Here is a 22130-nt window from a genome sequence, read left to right on the forward strand (position 1 = left end):
CCTTTTTTAATAAATGACCATCTCATCAATATGTACGGCGACGGAACCGAATTCATAACCGAGCAGCGATTCAATCTCTTTCGATTTTTTTCCTTTAATACGAATTAACGCATCGCTGTTATAACGAGCAAGCCCCAAAGCAAGCGCTTTACCTTCTTGGTTAAAAATTTTCACTACTTCGCCTCGGCTAAAGACGCCGTTAATCTCGGAAACACCGACCGGCAGTAATGATTTATGTTGTAATAATGCAGCTTCCGCCCCTTTATCCACCACAAGCGAGCCGACTTGCGGAGCGGCGAATAACCATTGTTTACGACCTTCCAAGCGGTCGGATTGTACTAAAAACTTACTACCGATGGATTCGCCGTTAGCTAAATCGACCAATACGTTTGCACGAGAGCCTGAAGCGATAACGGTTTCGACACCGGAACGCGTAGCAATATCGGCGGCGGTAACTTTAGTACTCATGCCACCGGTGCCGAGTTCGGTGACGCTACCGCCCGCCATTTGGCGGATTTCAGGCGTGATTTTTTCCACGACGGACAGTAATTTCGCTTGCGGATTTGAACGCGGATCGGAATCAAATAAGCCTTCTTGGTCGGTTAAAAGATAAAGTTGATCGGCATGCGCTAGAATCGCAACCAATGCGGAAAGATTGTCATTATCACCGACTTTAAATTCTTCGGTGGCAACCGTGTCGTTTTCATTGATCACAGGAATGATTTTTTGCTCCAACAAGGCATTTAAGGTATCGCGCGCATTTAAAAAACGTTCGCGATCATCAATATCGGCACGGGTTAATAAAATTTGCCCGATATGAATGCCGTAAATATCGAATAAATTTTCCCAGGTACGGATTAGCTGACTTTGCCCGACTGCAGCAAGCATTTGTTTATAGGCGAGTGTTTTGGGAAGCTCGGGATGACCTAAATAATCTCTGCCGGCTGCCGCGGCTCCGGAGGTGACGACAATTACTCGATGATGTTGATGAAGTTGAGCAATTTGTTTAACTAATTCCAGCATATAAGGACGGCTTAAACTTTTTCCGCCGTGCGTGAGAGTACTGGTACCAAATTTAATTACAATCGTCTTTTGCATAGTCTTATCTCGATAAAAAATTTAACACCAAAGTATCACTTTTATTTGTTAAAATCGTAAATATAACTGTTTTCACAGGAATGTCCTTTGTTTTCAATATGTTATATTTTTTACTTGTTTTTTGTGGCGACAAAGTGGCTGTTTTGATTTGCTTTTTACCGTCACTTTTTTTGATTTTAGATCGCTTTTTATTATTTTGTAAATTTCAAATTGCAAAATAAGCCACGTAAAACCCGCTCAAACCATTGGTACACCTTTGTTTACGACAAATCAAACAAAACGCTTAGATCGCTCTTACGTGAAAAACACTGAAATAAACTGAAATTATTACAATTTGATCCCTCTTACAGATCGGCTTTACATAAGGCTTCACACGTGTTTTTAAGTGAAATTTAACTGAAAAACAACCAATTTTATATAAAAATTTTGCAGGTGGGTGAGTGCGTTTTACGTGGCGTGGACGCGTACGTATTTCGTTTACGTGATAGCAATCTTACAAGGTAACTTACAAGCTAACTTACAAGCTAACTTACAAGCAACACGCACAAAAAAGCCCGCAATTGCGGGCTTTAGTTATGCGATGATTGGCGTGAGCTTGCCTTTTTCTGTTGTTGCACTGTTGCTCAGTGTGAGCATAGTGCTTTTATTTGATGGAGTAGGGCCACCGTTATGATTATGTTCCGCTACGGCTTTTGCTAAGTCCGCCGTAATCTGTAGTAGCGATTCCAGTATTCTGAAAATATTCTGACCTGCTGTCCCCACGTGAGAAAGCGGGGCAATGAGTTCATTTTTCGCATCAGAAATCTGTTTTGATACGCCTTGGATATGTTGTTCAAGATTACCGCCTACACCAACGTTTTTATTACTTGCCGTTACTTCTTCGATATTACCGATAACGTGCGTTTTCTTATTCCCGCCTACTGTTTCTGTATTATCTGAATCAACGTCTTTCGTTGCTGTGCCTAGCGTTTTATGTTCGCTGTCCGTTTCGATTTTCCGCTGATAGCTCTTTTCGCTGATCGTCTGGTCTGTCTCTTTGTGCATATTGCCCGCTTGGTCGGTGCGCTCAAACACTTCGGGCCGTTGCTGCCTTAACATCTCCCCTGGCGCAATTGCGGGCATTGTTTTTCCTTCTGCAGAAAACGAACGCACGAACGGCTGATCGCTGCGCCCATTATGAAACCCGATTTCAACAATCGTGCCGATTTCGGGATAGCAGAAATCACCGCCTTGCGATGACGGGCTCGTCACTGGCAACGGCACGGCATTGTAAACTGGCACGCTAGAATCATCATTACCGTTTTCATCCAGTAGCTGTACATCTACCGCATATTTGGGGCGGAACGGGTTATTCAAATCCCCAGCGCTAGATGGGTCGGAAATAGAAACGACTTTACCACGCTTCGGCAAGTGATAACCGCCTGCTAACTCGGGGAATTGTTTTTCAATCTGACGGCGCTCTGCGTTTGTTTGCGTTGGCTTGCCGTTTTCGTCCAGTTCTTCCCAGTCTAAGTAGTAATTATCGCCGTTCAGTTCTACTTTCTGAATGCGCTTATTATTGATTAATGCGCCCGGGCGAATTGCTGCAGAAATCGGGAGTGTAATTCGGCTACCGCTTTGATGCAGAGTACTGTCATGATCGACTTCAACGGGAGATGTTGCCCACTGACTATCTAGCCAGCTCCCGATAAATACCGAACCGTCTGCCGCCTGTTGCCAGATAAAATGCGGAATTTGGAACTGACGGCCGATATTCGTCAGAAGCTGATAACCGCTACCGCTATGCGCGAATTGCGCAATCGGTTCGGTTGAATATGCTTTATCAGGCACTTTACACACAATGCCCGTCTGATGAGTAATCCACTCCGCAAGCTCTTTTAGCGTGATGTGTCGGTGCGAACAATTAAGCGGTTTTTCAAATTTTGCCGCACGCTCTCTAATCAATAATTTTTTGTAGCCTGGCTGTGCTGATTGTTCGCTTTCTACGTAGCCGTCAAACCATTTGTAATAGTCGTCATGCTCACCGAGCTCAAATACCACCGCTTTCCCGGTGCATTCCGCTTCTGTTTCTACAGTGATATAGCCACGGCCAGCGTTATTCAGCTCAAGAATAATTTGTTCTTTTGCTAACGGAACTTCTGTGCCATCTAGTAGCACTGTCTTAATGATTTTCACTAATCGCCGATTCCATTATTGATTTTAGCCCAAATGCTGTCATCAATTTCTTTCGTTTTGCTGTCTGTTGCTGTGGTTTGCGTTGTTTTTGCTGCGCTCTGACTTGCTGTTGATACCGTGGCGCTTGCCGAAGAAGTCGATGCTTTTGCTTTTTCGCTTTGCACCTTCGCTTTCGGTTTTTTCTTCTGCTTGGCTTTTTTCTCACTAACAGAATTAACCTCTTTTAGTGTAAAGTTGATATTCCAACCCAGCACATAGTCTTCACTAGCCGACACTTCGCCACTAAATACCCCTTCACGCATATTCGCCGCTTCGGCGGTAATATTGCTGATACGATATTTGACTTGCTCGCCCTTTTTATCCGTTGCTTCCGCAAGCTTGAAAATGTTCGTTAGCCATTCTTTTTCACGATACGGAATCAATCCATTTACCCGCAGTTCCTTTGATTTTACTCCCTTATCACTGCGCTTCGTTGAACTTTCTTGGCCGCTCATATCTTCTTCCTCACGATTCATGCTTGCTGTCGCCTGGAAGTTGTGCATATAAATTGGCGAACCATTTAATGATAGTTGCACAGACGGCAAACGCTTCTGCTTGCCCTGCATTGGCAGTTCATCTTGTGCATCTCGTGCCGATTCGCGTAAATAGCTACTAATCCAACCCATTAATCATCCCCCTTAAGTTTGTTAAGTCTTTGCCAATAAACATCACGGCAGCGGTAAACACATTGCTTGCATCGGGCACGCCGTTTTGCAACTGCATTGCGACCTGCGTCAATTCTGCCTGCATTTCGAATACGTAAGTTTCTGCAGAAGCAGATAACAAGCGGTCAGTTTTCTCGTTATTTTTACGATCTCGTTCAACCTTTTTCGCTTTGAGCGCATTGATAATATCGCTCATGCCGCTTGATGCTGTTGCACTCGCTGTGGCGAGAGCATTGCGTATTACGCCTTGCAACGTGCGTGCAGATTGAGGCGTAATATCCGCCTCTTTCGCAAATGCGGGCGAAGCAAGCGCAGTTGTTTTTACCATCTTCGTCTGTTCGATCGTTGCCGATGCCTTTGCGTAATCTAACGCCTGTTTAAAAGTCGGTTCGGGCAATAGCTCAGCAAGTGCTGATATTTTTTGCACAAAATCATCAGAAGTCGGCGAAGCTACCATCACGCAAATTACGTCTTGCGTACCGCTTGGGCGGTTTGTGTCGTTGTAATCTGTGAGCTTTGAAAAGAATGCTTTGACGGCATTTTCGGGCGATAAATACTTGTTCGATTTTTCTTGCACACCGTGCGACCAATTGTGCACCCCAATTTTCACCCCAGTAAGCGTAAAATTAAGGGGCGTAGCACGCCCCTTTTGATTATCTGCTAATGCTTGGCGAACCGATGCGGGTAATGCTATTTTCTTCTTAGCCCACATTCTCGCCGAACCCCTGCGGATATTGTTTGCGATTAATCTCGCTCTGATACGCCGTTTTACAGTGCGCAGCATCAAAAAATAGAGCATTCACACATTTATAAGCAATGCTCCACTTGAGTTTCGGTTCCTTTGCTAAGATTGCACCACGGTAACAACGACTTGAGATTGTTTCGTCTGCTGCTCCAGCAAAGATTGCGTTAACGAGTTGATCAAGAGCAATCAATAAATGATATAAGTATTTATTTTTCATTTTTGTTTTCCTCTAAAAATTCTGCGTAAGTTTTTGACCAACCGATAGACCAGTCATAATCTATCGGGTTATCGCTATTTTGTAATAGCACTTTATGCATATAAGCGTTTTCGTACATACTTGTTTTCAAATCTCGCACGGCATTCCAAACTGCAATAAAATCATTAAAATCAAGTAGATAAACTGTATTGTCTGCACAGATTAAACTAAATCTTTGCTCTTTGCCGTTTAAGTCAAAATCAGCTTTGATTTGCACTAAGTTATCTTGACCGGTTTTGTCTGTATCTACCCATTTATTGATTTGTTTGATATAGACGCCACCATTTACGCAATAATCACGCTTAGCGTTAATTAATTGACAAACGTGCTGTTTATGTTCGTTGATTAATTTTTGTTGTTTATCTTTGTCTAGCACCCAGCTTTTACCGTTAAAAATATAAGCTATCCCCGGTTTTGGTTTGCTTAATGTAAGCATGTTATTTTCAAAGATGATTTCACACCCGTTTTCTAAACCTTCGGTAAATTGTTTATATTGTTCTTCGCTAATAGGTAAAGCCAAATCGGGTATAATATTAATCTCTTCAATCAGAAATGATTTTTTATCTAAGTCATAAAAATACATATATCCACCTACTTAAAAACAGCACCATTTTGATATAACTGATTAAACAACAAGCCATTTGCAATGCCGCCTTTTGCGTCACGAGCAGATATAAAACTCCCATTTGAGAACTGAAGGTCATTATGACCGTCTGAGTTACGATTGCTTCTACAGTCGACATTAGTTACGACTACAGAAGAACCAAAATTAGCATTAACTGAAAATTCTGACCCACAAATCACAGATGAGTCAGATGCGTCCACTTTTGAGCCGTTTTTTGCATGTATACCTTTACTTTTCGCTATGATGCTTGATTGATTAACTGTCACTATCGCACATCTATCTGCCAGTATGCCTTGATTACAATCATTTAAATTAACTTTTGTGAAAGATACACTTCCTCCTAAGCAGTAAATTCCGACGGATTTAGCGTTTTGGATATTTATTTGATATCCTCCGACCCTTCCGCCTTCTTGGCATCTGATGCCATATCGATTAGCGTTGTTCAGCTCTGCGTAGTCACACCCGATTGCACTAGACGATAAGCAGACAATCGAGTCATTTTTGCAGTTATCTGCTACACCTCTTTCAAAATTTATAATTGAGCAACCAAATGCTGATACTCCATCATGAGAACCAGCACAACGTCCACCTTGTGCGTTCATTTTTGATGCTCCAGCAGCAGCGTAACCGCTTTTTCCAGCGCCCTCAAAATAGGTGATGCGACAACTAATTGTGCTTGCTTCTCGAGCAAAGCAACCATAACCACCGGCATTATTGATACCGCAATTACTCCAAATATGACCGGTGGAGTTTCTGTTACAGACATATCCATGTCTGTTTGTGCCATCGCCTGTTTCATCCATTTTAAATCGGCAAGCCAGTAATAACTGTTCCGAATTATCTCCGGCATAAAATGCTGGATACATCTCGGAAGATGTACCCTCAAAGTAAGCAATTTTAGTCAAAGACTCCCGACTAATAATGACCTCAGGGTCTTCTGCGATCAGGTTTATCCAGCCTAGTTTTGATTGTCTTAAAATAACTTGCTCACGCATTACAAAACCGCTAAGTATTTTTATTGTTGCCGACAAACTATCGGGAGTATACTTGGATGAATTTGTACTATCGCCCACTTTATGAGTTTTTTTCGAAAAATTATTGGTCAAATATGATATAGCATCGTTAATTGTTGCGAAATCTCCTTGATTCCCTACTGTCACAGTTACATTAGAGTTTAATAAATCTAATGTTAAATCTAATGTATCTTTTTTAGTTTTAAATGTACCGTTAAAGTAAATTTTCACTTTAGGGATGGCATCAACAAAATAGACTCCATTTAATAAATTAACATAGTTCACTTTTAATTTTTCTAGTGCATTAAAGGCTTCGGTGTCATTGTTTTTCCCATTGCCAAATGCTCCAAAATCGAAAGGTGTAATTTGCTGGTAAACTCGTTTCCATCTTTGCCCATTTGTTGTCACAATCACAGTACCACTATTATCAGCGGTCGTTTTATCATTCAAATCCGAATAAAACTCCCCACCACCCACATTTGAGCCGGCATAATAACCACGCACTAAAATGCGCTGATTGTCTTCTGTTGGCTCAATTGTGCGGAGTTCGGCGATTGATTCGCATTGACCAATTGCATTAAACCCCACAGGAGATTTAATATATTCAAATTGATTGTTAACGATCTCAAATTTGTTATTAATGGTTACAAACTCATTAGTAAAATCCACTTGCCATGATTCGGCGGCAACATTGATTTGTGTTAATGCTTTTGCGCCAGTGAAATGTAAGATCATGTTACGGGTCATTGAGTTTCCGTATGTTTTACCTTTATTTTTACGTTTTTTAATAGTATCGGTAAAACAAGCAACAGCTAGGATATTCTCACTTTTATTGATTAATCCAATATAGTTAAATTCAAAATCTCCGACATTTGAACCAAGTACAGCAGAGTACACAACTTTATTTTCGTCAATATAGCCGGCACGGCTAATATCTACACGATGTGCAATTTCTGTCGGCATCGTTAAATAACGATGCAAGTTATCAGCAGTTAATCCGCTGATATTACAAAAAATCATTTGGTCAAAAACTACCGGTTGATTCTTTGCTGTTTGCTGTGCAACATATTTTTCAAAATCTGAACTGGCTAACATTGTCATAATGTTAATATCCTTTTTTGTTATAATTTTATTTCAAGTTCGTCACAGTAATAAGTGTGACCAAATTCTGCATAATGCAAATAAATTTCTATGGTGTTCTCGGTCAAAAACGAATAACGCCGACAAGTTCTGCCGTACTTACGAATAATTTCATAAATCAGTTGATCGTTTTGCGATAATTGTCCGTCGGTTAAAATTAAGTGAATAATATCGAAATCAAGCCCTTCAAATCGTTCTTTAATTTCTACTTTCCCTATCTCTAAACGTTCGAAAATATTTTTAAAACCAATTACGCTGCCTGCTTCCTTTGCGTTAATAAAGGCGTATTTAACCCGTTTTCTATATAAACTTAATGGCTCATTATCGAATCGATTAATATCACGCTGATAAGCAATTAAATTTAAAATAAAAACAGGGCAATTCTCTTCATCAAAAATTTGAAAAGGGAACACGAGCGTTTTAAACGTTAAATCCCACCATTTTTTGAAAAGTGTAGCCAGTTTATTCAGCTCACCTTTATTCATCCAAAAAGGTAATTTAATCTCAATCATCTTCACGCACCTGCAATTGTTTAATTCTAGGGATTGATAGATCTGTTATTACGTCATCTTGCCCCCAATTTAAAGACTTAACTTGAGGATATTGCTCATGAATTTCTTCACCTAATTTTGACCAAGAAAAACGGCTATAAGGGTAAGTTTTCGTAACGGTATAATTGTTATTTTCTCTAAATGCGCAGCGGATCATTTGCGCTATATTGAATAAGAGTTCTTGTTTTTGTACGGCATCTAATTCTTCATTAGAGAAATAAACACTTAAACTAATATCGCAATCTACTTCTGGCATTTGGAATGCTCTAATATCATCGCCATGGCCGTGATAACCATCATTCATTAAATATTGATTAATACGATCGATATATGCTTGCGCAGCCACGCCAGTATCCAATAACAAATAAATATTTGCTGTTCCTGCGCCTCTCGGTGCGTCATGTAAAAAGTAAATTCGATCTACAGGGAGCTTTGCAATTTTCGCTACCAATGCTCGATACACGCTATCAATATGATGATCGCCAACACTGGAAAAAACCACTCGATAACGCTCTCTTAGTTCTTCATCACTTTCATTATCAGTGCCTGGCGATAGCAACCAATCCGTCTGGTTTTCTACAGACTTGATACCGTTAATCGCAACAGGGAGTATTTTGTAGTACCCATCAGCAAGGTTAAAATCCGCTCCCGTTTGTTCGGCAATGACTTTGATGTTTTTACTTGTTTTTCCTGCGGGGATGTCGTCATCAAACTGAGTGATTAATTTGTATGTAATATCGTTAATTCGCTCTGTTTGTACGATAGTGCCCGCTGGGACTCGAATCGATATATCTGCATTTTCTTTTGTAAAAGTGATATACCCTTCGGCTTTTGTGGCGAGTAATCGCTCAATGCCAACTGCTGAGCAAAGTAAATCCAACCACTTACCCCTTGCAGTTTTCACAAATAAATTTGGCAAGATACCTTCGATCAGCACGTCCGTGAGCCATTTCACGGGGGCGACGGCAATTGCAGTCACTAAGCGCCAGAATGGAGACATTTTGCTCGTGTTGGTAATTAATCCCGCTTCTTCTGTTAGCGTTTCAAACTGTTGCTTAATTTCGCTTTCTTCAACGGGCAAACCCTGATCGATCAGCAGTTCTTTAAATTCTTCGCTCATTAATAACTTATCTCCAGTGCGTCTATTTGTCCAAAATCTACTGTCTCAGCAGTAAGCCATAATTTCCCGAGTTTCTCTTCTTCGATAGCGATCGTGCCTGGTACTAATCGCTCATCTTCTTCAGCGAGCAAAATCATCTGCAAAAAAATATCGCTACGTAGCACGGGCGAGCGCTCAGCGATTAATGCCGTAACTAAACCGCTTTCCATTAGCGCATGTTTAATATCTTGCGCAATAGATACTCTGTTATCGCAAATAGTGGGGATATTTCCGCTATCTAGCGTTATATCCCCATCGGTAATGAGTAAATCTAAATATAGCTTTTCCGTCATTTCAGTTGATTATTGTCGTGTTGCTGTTGCATTACTGCTGCACTTACTTGTTTAACAACATTCTCGGACGTAATGCCGTTAAAATGATAAGTATTGGTGTAAGTGACGTTCTGTTTATTAGTGCTTACATAAGATGCCGCTGTGCCTGTTTTCACTGTCCCGCCGTTTGGCTGAACAGAAGCGGGTAGTTGTGTATTGCTTGCTGGCACGGTGGCAACATTTGCCGCTTTCAGCATCATATTTGTAGTGCTCATAAACGATGACTTACCTACATCTAAATTTTTGAGTTGGCTGTCGTTTACGATCAGTGGAATTTCGATGCCAAGCCCTAGCGTGTTTGAGACGGCATTCCATTTGCTGATAATCCAGTTCACCACGCCCAGGAATGTATTTTTGATACCCTCCCAGACTGAAATTGCAATATCTGCAAGTAACTTAAAGCCTTCGCCCAGCAAGCCAAGCCAATCATTATTGGTCCACGCTGTAACGAGTGCGTCCCAGTGTGAAAGAATCGCAGTTGTAACGCCTGCAAATACATCAACTAAGCCACTAATACCGATCGCAATCAGCTCTACTACGCCAATTACCGCTTCAAATGCCACACCAAGCAATGCGCCTACCGTCTCGCCAACACTGCGGAATGTTTCCGCTGCGTCCGTTGCGCCACCTAAATTGCCTGTAATGCGCCCGATAGTTTCCATCACTCGGCTAAACGCCGCTTTCAGCATATCGAACGCTCGGTAAAGCGGGCTTAAATGCTCTGAAAATGTGCCGAAGCCTTTTTTCACACCCGCAAAGAAATCATCAAAATTATTGCGATACTTATAAATAAATACCCCAATCCCGATTAATGCGGCCACAAATAAGCTCATTGGGCTAAAAAGCGCTAAGAAACCGACTTTCACTGCGGTAAGTGCCGCTGAAAATACCGTTTGGAATACGGCAATCGGGCCTGCTGCGAACGCTAAGCGCAGAATGCTCACACCTTTCAACAGTGCGCCGTAGAATCCCTTAAATAATCCTGCGATAGATAAAAATACGTTTTTAAGCGGAGCGAAGATCGCTAACACGCCGTTGCCGAGTGCTTTTAATGCGATTAATGGGTGCAACAGAATGCTTGATAGCGCTGTTGCCAATTTCGCTAACATCGCCAGCGGTGCACTTACACTTGCTAATAACACTGAGCCGATTAATTTAAACGGTACAAGCAACGCTAATGCACCGACTTTGACTAACCCAATCACACCCGATAGCACGGTGATAGATGCGGCAAGTGCGCCGAACCCAATCACGGCAAGTGCAATGTATCCCGCCCAACGTGCGATATTCTGATATTTGTTAAAGAACTCGGCGATACCTGCGCCCCAGTCTGCAATTTTATGAATAATTGGCTCAAGTTTTTTTAGCACGGCGGTGCCAATTGCAATTTTGACGTTATTAATGACTTGCGCTAATCGCTCCCAAGGTGAAGTCACCATTTTTGCAATTTTTGCGGCATCATCTAAATTTTTAATATCGCCAATTTCGCTAATATTGTCTTTAAGCTGATCGATTTTCGGTAAGAGATAAGTAATAACACTAACCGCTTCGTCCGTGCCGAATGCATCACGTAGCTTACGAGCTTCGACTTCATCGATCGTATCGCCGTAAGCGCCCCGAATTTGTCTTAAGATTTCAACAATTGGGCGCATACGCTTGTTTTCGTCCATAAAGTCGAGACCTAGCGCCTTCTTACCATATTGCGCTGAGCCGACCCCTTTTAAGAACGCCGCATATTTCGTCCCCGATTGCCCACCTGGCATCACACTTTGCAAGTTACCTAGAACCGCAAATTGTTCGGCCATCGCTACGCCTTTGGCTTGACCTGTTGCCATCAAGTTAGTAAATGCGTCTGAAAGCGATTTACCCGATGACTTGAACATATTCGCCGTGAGCGTGGCTTGACCTGCCATCATCTCGACCCATTTCGACTTGCCCATTTTGTCGGCTTCTTGTTGGAAAATGCCGTACATTGTTGAGAGATAAGATCCCATCTCTGCAACATCTGAGCCTGTTGCTTTCGCTAAGATATTTGAGCCTTTACTGAAAGAAATCAGCTCATTGTCGGTTAAACCGTCAATAGCACGAGCAATTTCATTCGTTGAATCCACCACATTTGCCGCAGCAATGCCGTATTCAGAGGAGAATTCAAGGGCGAACTCTTTCACTTTTTGCAAGCCAGAGGTTTCCACACCTGCGGCTGCAACATTCGCCATCATATTGTTAAATTCGATAGCGGGTTCAAGGGCGGATTTCATCGCCATGCCTGCACCAAATAAACCCGCAGCGCCCATACCGATATCGGAAATCGCCTTTTTGCCTTTTGCGCCCAGCGTATCAATTTGTTTCATCACGCCCTTTAATGGGCCCGACATCTGATCGGTTAGGCGGATAATGTAATCAAGAGTTTGTGACACTATGTAATCATCTTAACTTCCTAGGGCTTGGCTAATTCCATTTGTGGTGGCGTTGGCTAAATTATCGAAATAATTTTTATGTAACCAGAGCGCACGCGCTAAATTTGTCTCGCTGTTATCAGCGAAGGGTAGATAATGCATTCTGAGCGCAATCACTTGCGAGAAGCCATTGCGCTCAATGTTTTCTACCCTTTCGGCTAGTTTTTTAGTTTTAGCTCAAATTTGGGTTTGAATGCCGTATTCACTTCTTTCAGTAACGACATTGCAATATCGCTGTACGGTAAGAGCGTGAGTAACGTCTCACGGTCATCTGGTGCAACAATCGCCTGCAAATAATCTTTCGCCGGTGTGAGTTTGTTGTCTTCACGGAATTCATTTAAGAATGCGTCATAAGCAGCATCATCACGCACGAATGTTAATTCCACTTTGCCGTTTAATGTGACTGTCACGCTATTTTTAGTCGTGATGCCTAATTGCTCTAAAATGTTTTTTGCTTCTGCCATGTTTTAGTCCTCTGTCTTCTTTGTGAATTTGTCAAAAAGCGGCACAAATCGACCGCTTGTAAGAATGTTTTGTTTTTCTTCAATACGATCTAAACGATGACCCACGTCATTTTTTAAATCGCTGAATAAATCTTTGATTTCTGCTTTCATTTCCTGCATATCGGCTTTTTGCACGTAGTTTTTTGCTACATCATTTTCAAGTTTTGCAACTCGCTGAGCGTTCTCAGCGATCGATTTGTTGAAATGAAATGCAACGGGGATAAGCACGCCAGAAATGCAGATGCTGACTAATTGTGATACTTCAATCATTTAGCCCCCTTTGCGATAATCGCTTGTTTTTCGGCGCTGCCACGGCTTGAGCCGAGCCAGTATGCAAAAGCTTGCGTAAATGCGGTGGTTACCGAACCGATAAGCAGATAAACAACTTCTTTGTTAGATTCGGGAACTTGGAAAGCCATCAAACCATAGATTGCACCGCTCACTGCGAGAAACAGAAGCACGGTGAGCAATGGTGGCATAAAGTGCCCTTTGTGCACGCTACGTGCTTGTTGCAAGTCCGCAAGGCGTGATTTTTCTAAGTCTGCTTCAATTTTTAACTGATTAATGCGAGATTGCTCTAAAAATTCCGCATGCTTTAATTGCATTTCTTGTAATTTCAGTGCTGCCTCTGGGTCGGTTTTTAACGCTTTCGCCACCGCTTCGGGCGAGTTATCTGTCCCCAGTGCGTCTGCAATTAATGCGCCCACACTTACGGCAATACCAGCGGGGCCTGCAAGCAACGGAGCAACGCCCGCGGCCACTTTACCCACTGTTTTTGATAGTTCTTTCCAGTCCATTTAAATTCCTATGCGAGCAAGAAATGCATACGCTCTTTTTTGCGGCGCTCCAATAAGCCCGTATATTCTTTGCCACCAGAATATTTCCAGCGTAAGAACTGATCTGCCACGGCATAAATAGACGTTTGATCGTCTTGGTGCATTGTGTAGAGCAGTTTGGCTAATGTTGATTTTGCAAACGCACGCATACCAATGTTGAATGCGAGGCTGACTAATGCGTCAAATTGATTTTGCGTGACTTGCACGCCTATTTCGCTAAGCAATTGATTCATGCCGTCTTCGAAATGTTTTACATCTTGCTTGAGCAATTCTTCTGCTTGTTCGGCGGTAATCTCTTGCCCCATCTTCACGTTTAACGTATGGCCGTAGCCAATGGTCGGCACGCCTTTTACGTCACGGTAAGCTTTTAACTTGCGACCTTCGAACGATTTAATCAGTGCTAAACCGCTTGCGCTGAGCGCCAAGAACACAATACTTTTCTTCATTTTTATTCCTTTAGTTTTGCTTTTGTTTTATTGAATAAACCCCAAAGCTATCCGCCTTGGAGCTTGGTTATCCGATAAGATCGCGAGTATCTTCTTTGCTGAGATACGGCACGCCGTCAATGCTGACGAAGTCTGGGCTTGTTACAAAATACTTAACTTTCTTAGTCGATTTTGAACCGCCTTTCGGGTCAATATTGATTAAGTCTGTTACGACTAACTTGCAATCAAACGCTTCAACTTTTGTGCGCACGCCCCCACGATTTGCGAAGAACGTCATATCGAAACACGGAATATCACGATATGAACCCGCAGCCGATGCGGCAACACTGATTTTCTTGAAGTTGCGTTCATCGAGTTCAATTTCGCCTTCCGCTGCCACATCGCCCAGAACGTAGCCGTCCGGAATACCGCGCGTTTGTGCGGCTGCGGTGTTGTCAGTAATACTTAAGCTCACGCTTTCTGCGTGAAACGGAATCAAGCCGATATAGAAATCGAAGCTCATACCGCTAATACGTTCTCTACTCATTGCTTGCTCCTAATGTTGTTAAGTCTAATGCGATATCGACGGTAATCCCTTTCGGGCACTCTAACGGACGCACAATGATGTAGATCACCACTTCATTTTTATTCATCCACGTGATTTCAATATCGCCGTCTTGCGGTGCGTAACATTCGCCCGGGAAATCAACGCCGTTAATAGAGGTCGATTTCGACATCTCACGCAATACGCCTGCGAAGTACGTTTTATGCACCTCGATGCTACCGCTACTTGAATTTAATGAGCGGTCGCCGATTTTTGCGATCGCACGGATGCGGACGGTACGTGCTGCCTTGTCTGCAATACGCACATTTTCAATCACTTGGAAATCACCGCCCTCGGCATCGAGTGTGCGACCATCGGACCAGTACAGTCCGTCATAATCGGGATACCACATTGCTGTAGAGTAGCGCGCAATTTCTAACGCTTTCAGCGTTGCGACATCTAATTCTGCGCCGTCTTTGTCTTTCGGTTTTACCGCATCTAAGCCTTTCATTGCGCCTGTTTTCACACGGCACGGGCTATCAGCTACGGTCACGCTACGATCAGCTAAACGACCTGCTAATGCGCCTGCGTCTTGGCTAAATAGATTCGGCACTAACATCACGTGGTCGGCGACAATGCCTTTCTGTAATTCTGTTAAACGCGCTACGTACTGCGCCCACGTTTCGCCGTTTTCTTCTTCGGCACTGATACCGTCTAACGCCTGGATAAAGAATTGACGGCGACCATAAGTTGCCAGCAATTCCGCGTAAAGCGCTTGCAATGCATTAATTGCCGCTTTATCTACGCCGAGCGTGTTTGTGTTTACTGCATATTCGTAGCTTGCAGAAAGATTTGCGTCTTTAACCGCTTGCGTGAAGCTGTAGCCTTCTTCTGCCATTTGATACACATACGCAAACCAGTTCTGACCTGCGTTTTGCATTGCTGCACGTACTTGTTTTTTCAGTACGGTATCTGCTGTGCCGAATAGCAAATCAAAGTCTGTATCAGCGGTTACCGCTGTCACTTGGTTTAGATTTTTCGTCCCCACACCCACAAAAAGCGCTGTGCGTTCAACGGTTTTGGTTGCGCCGCTTTGCTGATTTAAGGTGTTAATCTGTACATAAGGGTAAGTCATGCTTTTCCTTTTGTGTTTAGGGTTGGCAATATGCCTATTTGAAACGGATGCCGTTTTCTGTTAGCACTTTTTCAATTTGCTCTCGCATTCGGTTGCCGTTTCGTTGCTCGTTAGTGTCCAAAAATGGACGCTCGGGCATCTTAATTTTTAAACCTTTGCCGCTGTTTGTAGCGGAGCTTAATTTCTTTTTCAGTACACGGATAATTAAACCCGCTTGCGCCATAGATAGTGAGCGCTTAATTTCGCTCGCTGTTGCATTTCTGTATTTGCCACGCTTGCGAATTTGATACCCCAAAGCAAGCAATCTCGTGACTTGCTGAGGTGTTACGGGGTCGTTTTTATCAGCCTCGACTTTGTTTTTGTCGTTTTGGTTCTGACTAACGGTGTCTTCTAAGCCGTACTGATGGATAGCGGATATTTCTGCCGTGCGCTGTAGCTTGTAGTAGAGTAGCCCTTTCGCATCGCCATCAAGTTTTGAATTTAGATAGCGGGCACGATGCAGTAGCATTTTGCCTGTACCGACCTTACGTTTTTCCCACGACTTTCCATCGGGCGATTGTTGTCGGCGCACATTTTTCAATGCATCGTTTTTTATCGCCCATGCGGTGCGCTGGATAATCTGTTTTTTTATATCGCTTGGCAGCGCTAACACTCGCAAATCGTTGCGGAGAGCGTTAAGCGATTTCTGATTAGCTGTAATCGTGATCAAACTGTGTTACCACTTTTTCAGTAATGTGCGTTGCTGTGACGATTTCGACTTGATCAAGTCGATAGTTTTCACCGTCTAAGCTTAATGCACCGTTACTGTCTTTCACTGCTTCAATGCGCTCATAGAAATCCACTTTAAAAATGATGATCGCTGTGTTGTCATCGAGCATATCAATTTCAAATTTAGGGTCTGAAAGCGCTAAATCGTCTCGTTCGCAATCGTGCTCTTTTAGCCAGATATTGAACCAGCTCATCAGCTCAAGCGCTGAGATTTCACGGAATGGCAATTCATCAAAGTAGAAAATTGCTGAATACGGCAAATGAAATAATTCAATGCCGTTTTCTGTAATATCTCGCCCTTCGTCTAAAAGCTCGCCTTCTGCTATCCACGAAGAAAAATGCGCCTGATATGACTGGGGGAGCTTCGTTAATAAAAAATCGGTAAGCTGTTGATATTTCATTTGCTTCATTAGCCGTTCCAACCTTCTTTATCTAATCCGTCCCAACCCTCTAAATCATCCATACCGTACCTCTTTTTTTACCTTTTAGCGTGCGCACGGCGTGTACTGATTCGGTTAGTAGTTGCTTTTGTTCTTCGATGACATCCCGCTTTTCGTGTAAATCACGGGCGGACATGGTGGCGAATTCGGGTAATAAATCGTGCTTTGCTCGGGCAAAAACGGCTTTTTTGTAAAGCGTTTGTACGGCGTTTTCGCCATTAATTTTTGTGCCTGGGATTTCACTTGCGTAGGTAAATCCCTCAGCACGGTAGCGTTGCTCAACTTCCGCAAGATCAAGCGTTAAGTTTTGCATTGCACCGACTAAAACGGTGCGGATTAAGTCCAGCGGGATTTGCAGCGGAATCGCCCGCTGACGCTGAAAGTCAGCAATTACGATACTTCCCCAGAAACCATCGTTCTCAATCGTTTCATTGCTGTAGTCTGTTGTGCGCCCATTAAGCATTGATCGCGCCTCCTTGTTTCTCTAAGACTTCTTCGAGGGAGAGAGGCGAAGCGAGTAGTAGCTCAAGCACGCGAGGAATATTGATTCCCACGGTTTGGCTATTACTGCTTGCCTCTGGTGGAGTACGATAAAAATCGAGGTTTACGCCTAGCTGTTGCAGCCTTTTTAGTCGCATTTCGCAACGATCAATCAGTGTGTGCACTTGCGCTTTATGATTGAGTTTGTAAGCGTGCTGTAAAAGCTGTATCGCTAGAAGTAAGCGTTCTGGGTCGTCAAAACTTGCTGCATGCGCTTTCTTATTGCTAAGAATGAGCAGTGTTGCAGCAAGCTTGAACCACTTCGCACTGATTATTTCCATGAGTTGCCACGACATCGCCACGTTTTGAAATACTTGATTAAAAAACGGCTGTACGCTTTCACCCATGCGAATAGTGTGTTCTGTCCAGTTGTAGATTTCGTCTGCGACAAACGCGGGGATTGTGCGTTTGACGTGGAACGGCAATTTTTGGCCGTCTGCAATGGCTCTGTTTGCCAGTTCAAGTGCTTGCGTAAAATCTCCAACATCAAACAAATAGATAATGCAGTAGCCAACAACATCATTTTGATATTTCACCCCTTGTTTGAAATAGTCGTGCGCATATGGCAACCACTTCGGCAAGAAGTAGTCGCGCTTATATTGTGAGCGGAGTTCAAGAGAGGGCATTGATCGAATTTTATTAATCTCGTTATTTAACGAAATTTCTAAAATAGAATATTCATGATTGTTCACATCCGCTTGCTGTGCCGATGCGGTCAGCGTCACTTGTTCTGCTTCTAGTGCGCTGAGTGCTTTCATTCTATTCTGTTGATCGATCAATCCCATTCTCTGTTAAATTCCTTCGTTTGTTACGAGCCTAGAACCACGTTTTCGGCTTTAATTGCAGTCATCAGACCTAAATCTTCTACTACATAGCCTTCATTGCGGTAATAGCTATTGACGTAGCCTTTTTTGTCTTCATCGTTACGTAAAGCACGGCGTACGCTGGTGTTTTGGTAATAAATACTTAAGTTTGATAGCGTGGTTACTACTGCGCCTTTCGCTGGGAAGTTCGGCGGTGTGAAGCCTTCCATACCACCAAATGAACCCAGCAACATATTTGAGCCTAATGCCGCACGCTCGGTCGGCGTTAAACCGTATTTTTTGCTGATGAGTTTCGCTTCTTTTGAGGCTAATTCACGGCCCACTAAGAACACTAAATCATTGCGGTTTTGATGGCGCTGATCTAAACCTTGACGGAGGTCTAACGCTAATTCGTCTAAGTTGGCGAATTCTGCACCCTCACCAAAAATAGTGATTTGATTGTCTTCGCCACCGGTGTAAACATTTTGCGGGCGACCTAATTCAAGCTGCTTAATCCAACCGATGTTTACATCTTTCAATTCTGCGTCTTTGGTGTCTTTTGCAGCGCTTTCGCCGTGCCAGCCGATTTGACATTGGTCTAATGCAGTTTGTGTGCTGACGAAGTCTGCAATACCTGCCATTAATTTGTTGATGCCTAAGCCTGCAAGGTTGTCAAAGTATTCCCACGGAATAATCACGCCCGTGTCTGTTGCGTGTAATTCATATTCGTTCTCTGACGCTTCAATATTTGCAAGATAGCGACCATCTGATTTACGGCCCGTAATGGCTTTTTCCGTTGCGCCCCAAATTTTTCGGCCTTTAATGTTGGTTACACCAATCACGTTAATTTTTTTCAGAAAGTCCGATTTCTGTTGGATATTGCCTGCAAGTTCTGCCGCTTCTGTCGGTTTTACCGAAAAGGATTGACCCAAGCGCAATACATTTGGGTCAATGCCGTAGCGTTTAGCTACGAGATCAATAACTTGATTAAACAATGTTTACCCCCTTAGAAAATTGGTGTTTGTGCAGCCGTGAAATTCTCTGGCGCACCTGCTGGGGTTTGCGTTACTGCTTGCGTGCTTAACGCATTAAACTTATTTGATAATTCATCAAACTGTGCTTTTAATGCGTTGTATTCTTTTTTCGTTACCGTTTCCGCTTCTTCGGGCTTCGGTGCAGGTTTGCTTGGCGCTTTTGGCTCTTGTGCTTGATTCTGAGCAGCGAATGCCTGTGTTACACCCGCAGCGATAGCTGCGGTAAGTTCTTCTTTAGTCAAAGAAAATTCCTCTTGTTGTTGAGGGCTGCCAATATCGGCTAAGTTAAAAGTCGGTTCGACTTTTGTTTTTTTATGCTCATCACCGAAGAAGAATCTGCGTAAAGCGCTAAATGCACGTTTTACTTGTTCTTCATCGAGTTGTGATTCTTGCTCTTGCACCGTGAATTTAAATTCCTCTGGCGCACCGAACTGTGTGCCGTCTGGGATATTGCGTGCGCTGAAATTTAACTGCGTTGTGCCACGGCTTGCGGGGCTGTCTGTGATTGCTAAACCGCCTAAATACGCTTTACCCGTATTATTGAAATTTGGGTAAATTTCAATGCTGGTGAAGAGTTTCTGCCCTTGCTGATTGACTGATAGCAGTTGAGCATTCGGGCTGATTTTTGCGTATAACTTCGCTTGGCCGTCTTTTTCTTCTGCTTTCACTTCCAACACTTGGCCGTAATTCGACCAGCGGAAATGCTCAGCCCAAATCAGCGCCGTGTACTCTTTCGGGTCGTAAGTTTCGGCCATATCGAGTACGTCTTTTGCGCTAATTTCGCGCCCATCCACTGTTGCACCGCTGGTTGCGATGCAAATCCAGTCTGTTGATAGTTTGATTTTGTCCATTCGTTTTTTCTCGTGCGAAAAATAAGTGTGCTGATTTTTACGGATTTTTTCGTGCGTTTCATTCTGCAAAATTCGGTTATTCGTGGATATCGGCGCAAAACAGATCCTTATCCGAACATATCCGAAAACTGATACAAGTTTTAAGGCTTTTTCTCCCGCAAAATAGCGCCAATTACGGAGCTAAAGCGAGGAATGAAAACAACTGAGAAATTAAAAAAGCGTAAATCACGCTATTCGGAAGAAACGATCTTTGAAGCTCGTTTTTTGTACTTAAAGAAATATACCCCGCAAGAAATTGCGAAAGAACTGGGCTTGAATTCGCCACGCCCGATTTACTACTGGGCAGAAAAATACAACTGGCGAAATATGCTAGGGGAACGAGGGGTAGAAGAACTTATTGCTTTACGTATCGTGACGCTAATCGAACGTGAGAGCAAAACAAAAGAAGAAATTGAAGAGCTGAATGCGCTGATTGATAGAGATATTCAGTATAAAGCGCAGCGAGCAAAGGCACACAAAAAAGCGCAAGCGGTCGGAAATTCTCAAGAATTTGCAAATAGTGATCGTGATGACGATGCGCCCAAAAAAGAGCGCAAAAAAGCGGTTAAGAATGACATTTCGCACATTACGGATGAAATGTTTGCACCGTTTTTGGAATCGCTCTTTAAGTATCAGCTACATATGCGTGAGCATCTTGATCGTGCGGTGCGTATTCTCTTAAAGAGCCGTCAAATTGGCGCAACTTATTACTTTGCGTTTGAAGCATTAGAACAGGCTATTAAGACGGGCGATAATCAGATCTTTCTTTCTGCTTCTAAGCGCCAGTCTGAGATTTTTAAAACCTACATTGTAAAAATGGCACGTCAGTATTTTAATGTAGAACTAAAAGGCAATCCGATTATTTTAAGTAATGGCGCTGAGCTGCACTTCTTATCAACCAATAAAAGTACGGCGCAAGGCTATCACGGCCACGTGTACGGCGATGAATTTGCGTGGTTGCGTAACTTTGAAGAGTTCTACACTGTGTCGTCAGCAATGGCAACGCATAAAAAATGGCGTGAGACGTATTTCTCGACCCCCTCAAGCCGATTGCACGAATCTTATGCTTTCTGGTCGGGAGAGATGTGGAAAGGGGAAGACCGCTCACGCAAGGACGTTATTTTCCCAACTGTAAGCGATTATCGTGACGGTGGGCGTGATTGCCCAGATGGCGCTTGGCGCTATGTGGTTACGATCGAAGATGCGCTGAAAGGTGGAGCAGGTTCATTATTTGATATTGATGCGCTTAAGCAAAAATATAGCACACACGCATTCAATCAGCTCTTTATGTGCCATTGGGTAGATGATGCGGATTCCATTTTTACGATTTTGCACTTGCTGAAATGTTCGGTCGATATCGGTAAATGGTCTGATTTTGACCCCGAAAGCGATCGCCCGTTTGGTAATCGTGAGGTATGGGGCGGGTACGACCCCGCAGAGAGTTTTGACGGCGCAAGCTTTGTGATTGTTGCGCCCCCAATGGTGCACGGTGAGAAATATCGGGTACTGGCTCGTTACCAGTGGTTCGGGTTGTCTTATTTATGGCAAGAAGGGCAAATTAAAGACTTAATGAAGCGGTATAACTTCTCATATATCGGTATTGATGCAAACGGAGTTGGCTACGGTGTTTACAACAATCTGAAAAACGCCGCACGCCGAATCGTTGAACCCGTGCCGTACACGCCAGATGCAAAAACAGAAATGGTACTGAAAGTACATAACTTGGTCGAAAATTCAATGATTGAATGGAATGAGCAAGAAAGCGATATTCCAGCAGCGTTCCTAATGGTGAAACAGACCGCTACCCGCAATTCGGGAAAAATTACGTATGTTGCGGAACGCAACATGAAATCACAACACGCTGACGTGTTTTGGGCGATTGCGAATGCAATCAATCGTAAACAGTTAGATGATAGTAAACCAAAACGCCGATCACGCGTGGTTATCGGCGGATAAGG

The 22130-nt window shown here is 43.2% G+C and carries 25 protein-coding genes; 1 reads left to right on the forward strand and 24 read right to left on the reverse strand.

What is annotated here, in order from left to right:
* Positions 1 to 6 precede the first annotated feature (6 nt).
* The 24 genes from proB to DY200_RS02040 form a co-directional block, all read right to left on the reverse strand.
* Complete coding sequence (gene proB / locus DY200_RS01930) at positions 7 to 1098, reverse strand: glutamate 5-kinase (protein WP_115586708.1); 1092 nt, start codon at positions 1096 to 1098, stop codon at positions 7 to 9.
* 573 nt (positions 1099 to 1671) lie between these two features.
* Positions 1672 to 3273 carry a hypothetical protein gene (locus DY200_RS01935; RefSeq protein ID WP_115586709.1) on the reverse strand — a complete coding sequence of 534 codons (1602 nt, stop codon included), beginning with the start codon at positions 3271 to 3273 and terminating at the stop codon, positions 1672 to 1674.
* The gene (locus DY200_RS01940) at positions 3273 to 3878 is read right to left on the reverse strand and encodes a baseplate complex protein (RefSeq protein WP_115587960.1); all 606 of its coding nucleotides are present in this window, start codon (positions 3876 to 3878) and stop codon (positions 3273 to 3275) included. Before DY200_RS01940 ends, DY200_RS01935 begins: the two co-directional genes overlap by 1 nt.
* A gap of 46 nt (positions 3879 to 3924) precedes the next feature.
* Positions 3925 to 4689 (reverse strand): hypothetical protein, encoded by a 765-nt coding sequence (locus tag DY200_RS01945; protein ID WP_115586710.1) that lies wholly within the window; start codon positions 4687 to 4689, stop codon positions 3925 to 3927.
* On the reverse strand, positions 4679 to 4939 hold the full coding sequence (locus tag DY200_RS01950) for a DNA helicase UvrD (RefSeq protein WP_115586711.1): 261 nt from the start codon (positions 4937 to 4939) through the stop codon (positions 4679 to 4681). Before DY200_RS01950 ends, DY200_RS01945 begins: the two co-directional genes overlap by 11 nt.
* Positions 4929 to 5561 carry a DUF4376 domain-containing protein gene (locus DY200_RS01955; protein ID WP_115586712.1) on the reverse strand — a complete coding sequence of 211 codons (633 nt, stop codon included), beginning with the start codon at positions 5559 to 5561 and terminating at the stop codon, positions 4929 to 4931. Before DY200_RS01955 ends, DY200_RS01950 begins: the two co-directional genes overlap by 11 nt.
* A gap of 8 nt (positions 5562 to 5569) precedes the next feature.
* On the reverse strand, positions 5570 to 7717 hold the full coding sequence (locus tag DY200_RS01960; protein WP_115586713.1) for a putative phage tail protein: 2148 nt from the start codon (positions 7715 to 7717) through the stop codon (positions 5570 to 5572).
* Positions 7718 to 7737: 20 nt separating this feature from the next.
* Entirely contained in the window at positions 7738 to 8265 is a 528-nt protein-coding gene (locus DY200_RS01965) for a phage tail protein (protein ID WP_115587961.1), read from the reverse strand.
* Positions 8261 to 9427 carry a baseplate J/gp47 family protein gene (locus tag DY200_RS01970; protein WP_115586714.1) on the reverse strand — a complete coding sequence of 389 codons (1167 nt, stop codon included), beginning with the start codon at positions 9425 to 9427 and terminating at the stop codon, positions 8261 to 8263. The genes DY200_RS01965 and DY200_RS01970 overlap by 5 nt, the downstream gene beginning before the upstream one ends.
* On the reverse strand, positions 9427 to 9759 hold the full coding sequence (locus tag DY200_RS01975) for a DUF2590 family protein (protein ID WP_115586715.1): 333 nt from the start codon (positions 9757 to 9759) through the stop codon (positions 9427 to 9429). Before DY200_RS01975 ends, DY200_RS01970 begins: the two co-directional genes overlap by 1 nt.
* The gene (locus DY200_RS01980; RefSeq protein WP_115586716.1) at positions 9756 to 12215 is read right to left on the reverse strand and encodes a phage tail tape measure protein; all 2460 of its coding nucleotides are present in this window, start codon (positions 12213 to 12215) and stop codon (positions 9756 to 9758) included. The genes DY200_RS01975 and DY200_RS01980 overlap by 4 nt, the downstream gene beginning before the upstream one ends.
* A gap of 12 nt (positions 12216 to 12227) precedes the next feature.
* Positions 12228 to 12356, reverse strand: coding sequence for a DUF6890 family protein (locus DY200_RS10890; protein WP_425320818.1), 129 nt, complete (start codon positions 12354 to 12356; stop codon positions 12228 to 12230).
* A 56-nt stretch (positions 12357 to 12412) separates the two neighbouring features.
* Entirely contained in the window at positions 12413 to 12718 is a 306-nt protein-coding gene (locus DY200_RS01985; RefSeq protein ID WP_115586717.1) for a putative phage tail assembly chaperone, read from the reverse strand.
* Positions 12719 to 12721: 3 nt separating this feature from the next.
* Positions 12722 to 13027, reverse strand: coding sequence for a hypothetical protein (locus tag DY200_RS01990; RefSeq protein ID WP_115586718.1), 306 nt, complete (start codon positions 13025 to 13027; stop codon positions 12722 to 12724).
* The gene (locus DY200_RS01995) at positions 13024 to 13554 is read right to left on the reverse strand and encodes a hypothetical protein (protein WP_115586719.1); all 531 of its coding nucleotides are present in this window, start codon (positions 13552 to 13554) and stop codon (positions 13024 to 13026) included. Before DY200_RS01995 ends, DY200_RS01990 begins: the two co-directional genes overlap by 4 nt.
* An 8-nt stretch (positions 13555 to 13562) precedes the next feature.
* Positions 13563 to 14039, reverse strand: coding sequence for a lysozyme (locus DY200_RS02000; RefSeq protein WP_218565489.1), 477 nt, complete (start codon positions 14037 to 14039; stop codon positions 13563 to 13565).
* 67 nt (positions 14040 to 14106) lie between these two features.
* Positions 14107 to 14565: a phage protein gene (locus DY200_RS02005; RefSeq protein ID WP_172539906.1), complete on the reverse strand. Its 459-nt coding sequence runs from the start codon at positions 14563 to 14565 to the stop codon at positions 14107 to 14109.
* Positions 14558 to 15697 (reverse strand): DUF2586 domain-containing protein, encoded by a 1140-nt coding sequence (locus tag DY200_RS02010; protein ID WP_115586720.1) that lies wholly within the window; start codon positions 15695 to 15697, stop codon positions 14558 to 14560. Before DY200_RS02010 ends, DY200_RS02005 begins: the two co-directional genes overlap by 8 nt.
* A 34-nt stretch (positions 15698 to 15731) precedes the next feature.
* On the reverse strand, positions 15732 to 16406 hold the full coding sequence (locus DY200_RS02015; RefSeq protein WP_115586721.1) for a phage virion morphogenesis protein: 675 nt from the start codon (positions 16404 to 16406) through the stop codon (positions 15732 to 15734).
* The gene (locus DY200_RS02020; RefSeq protein ID WP_244924173.1) at positions 16387 to 16875 is read right to left on the reverse strand and encodes a phage tail protein; all 489 of its coding nucleotides are present in this window, start codon (positions 16873 to 16875) and stop codon (positions 16387 to 16389) included. The genes DY200_RS02015 and DY200_RS02020 overlap by 20 nt, the downstream gene beginning before the upstream one ends.
* A 40-nt stretch (positions 16876 to 16915) precedes the next feature.
* Complete coding sequence (locus DY200_RS02025; protein WP_115586722.1) at positions 16916 to 17368, reverse strand: head completion/stabilization protein; 453 nt, start codon at positions 17366 to 17368, stop codon at positions 16916 to 16918.
* The gene (gene gpM, locus DY200_RS02030; RefSeq protein WP_115586723.1) at positions 17361 to 18230 is read right to left on the reverse strand and encodes a phage terminase small subunit; all 870 of its coding nucleotides are present in this window, start codon (positions 18228 to 18230) and stop codon (positions 17361 to 17363) included. Before gpM ends, DY200_RS02025 begins: the two co-directional genes overlap by 8 nt.
* Before the next feature lie 23 nt (positions 18231 to 18253).
* Complete coding sequence (locus DY200_RS02035; protein WP_115586724.1) at positions 18254 to 19243, reverse strand: phage major capsid protein, P2 family; 990 nt, start codon at positions 19241 to 19243, stop codon at positions 18254 to 18256.
* An 11-nt stretch (positions 19244 to 19254) separates the two neighbouring features.
* Positions 19255 to 20133 carry a GPO family capsid scaffolding protein gene (locus DY200_RS02040; RefSeq protein ID WP_147291294.1) on the reverse strand — a complete coding sequence of 293 codons (879 nt, stop codon included), beginning with the start codon at positions 20131 to 20133 and terminating at the stop codon, positions 19255 to 19257.
* 192 nt (positions 20134 to 20325) lie between these two features.
* Here DY200_RS02040 and DY200_RS02045 point away from each other — a divergent pair, with 192 nt between their 5' ends.
* Positions 20326 to 22128, forward strand: a complete 1803-nt coding sequence (locus tag DY200_RS02045; RefSeq protein ID WP_115586726.1) for a terminase large subunit domain-containing protein — start codon at positions 20326 to 20328, stop codon at positions 22126 to 22128.
* The last annotated feature ends 2 nt before the right edge of the window (positions 22129 to 22130 follow it).

It is taken from the genome of Actinobacillus lignieresii, from assembly GCF_900444945.1.
Lineage (GTDB): Bacteria > Pseudomonadota > Gammaproteobacteria > Enterobacterales > Pasteurellaceae > Actinobacillus > Actinobacillus lignieresii.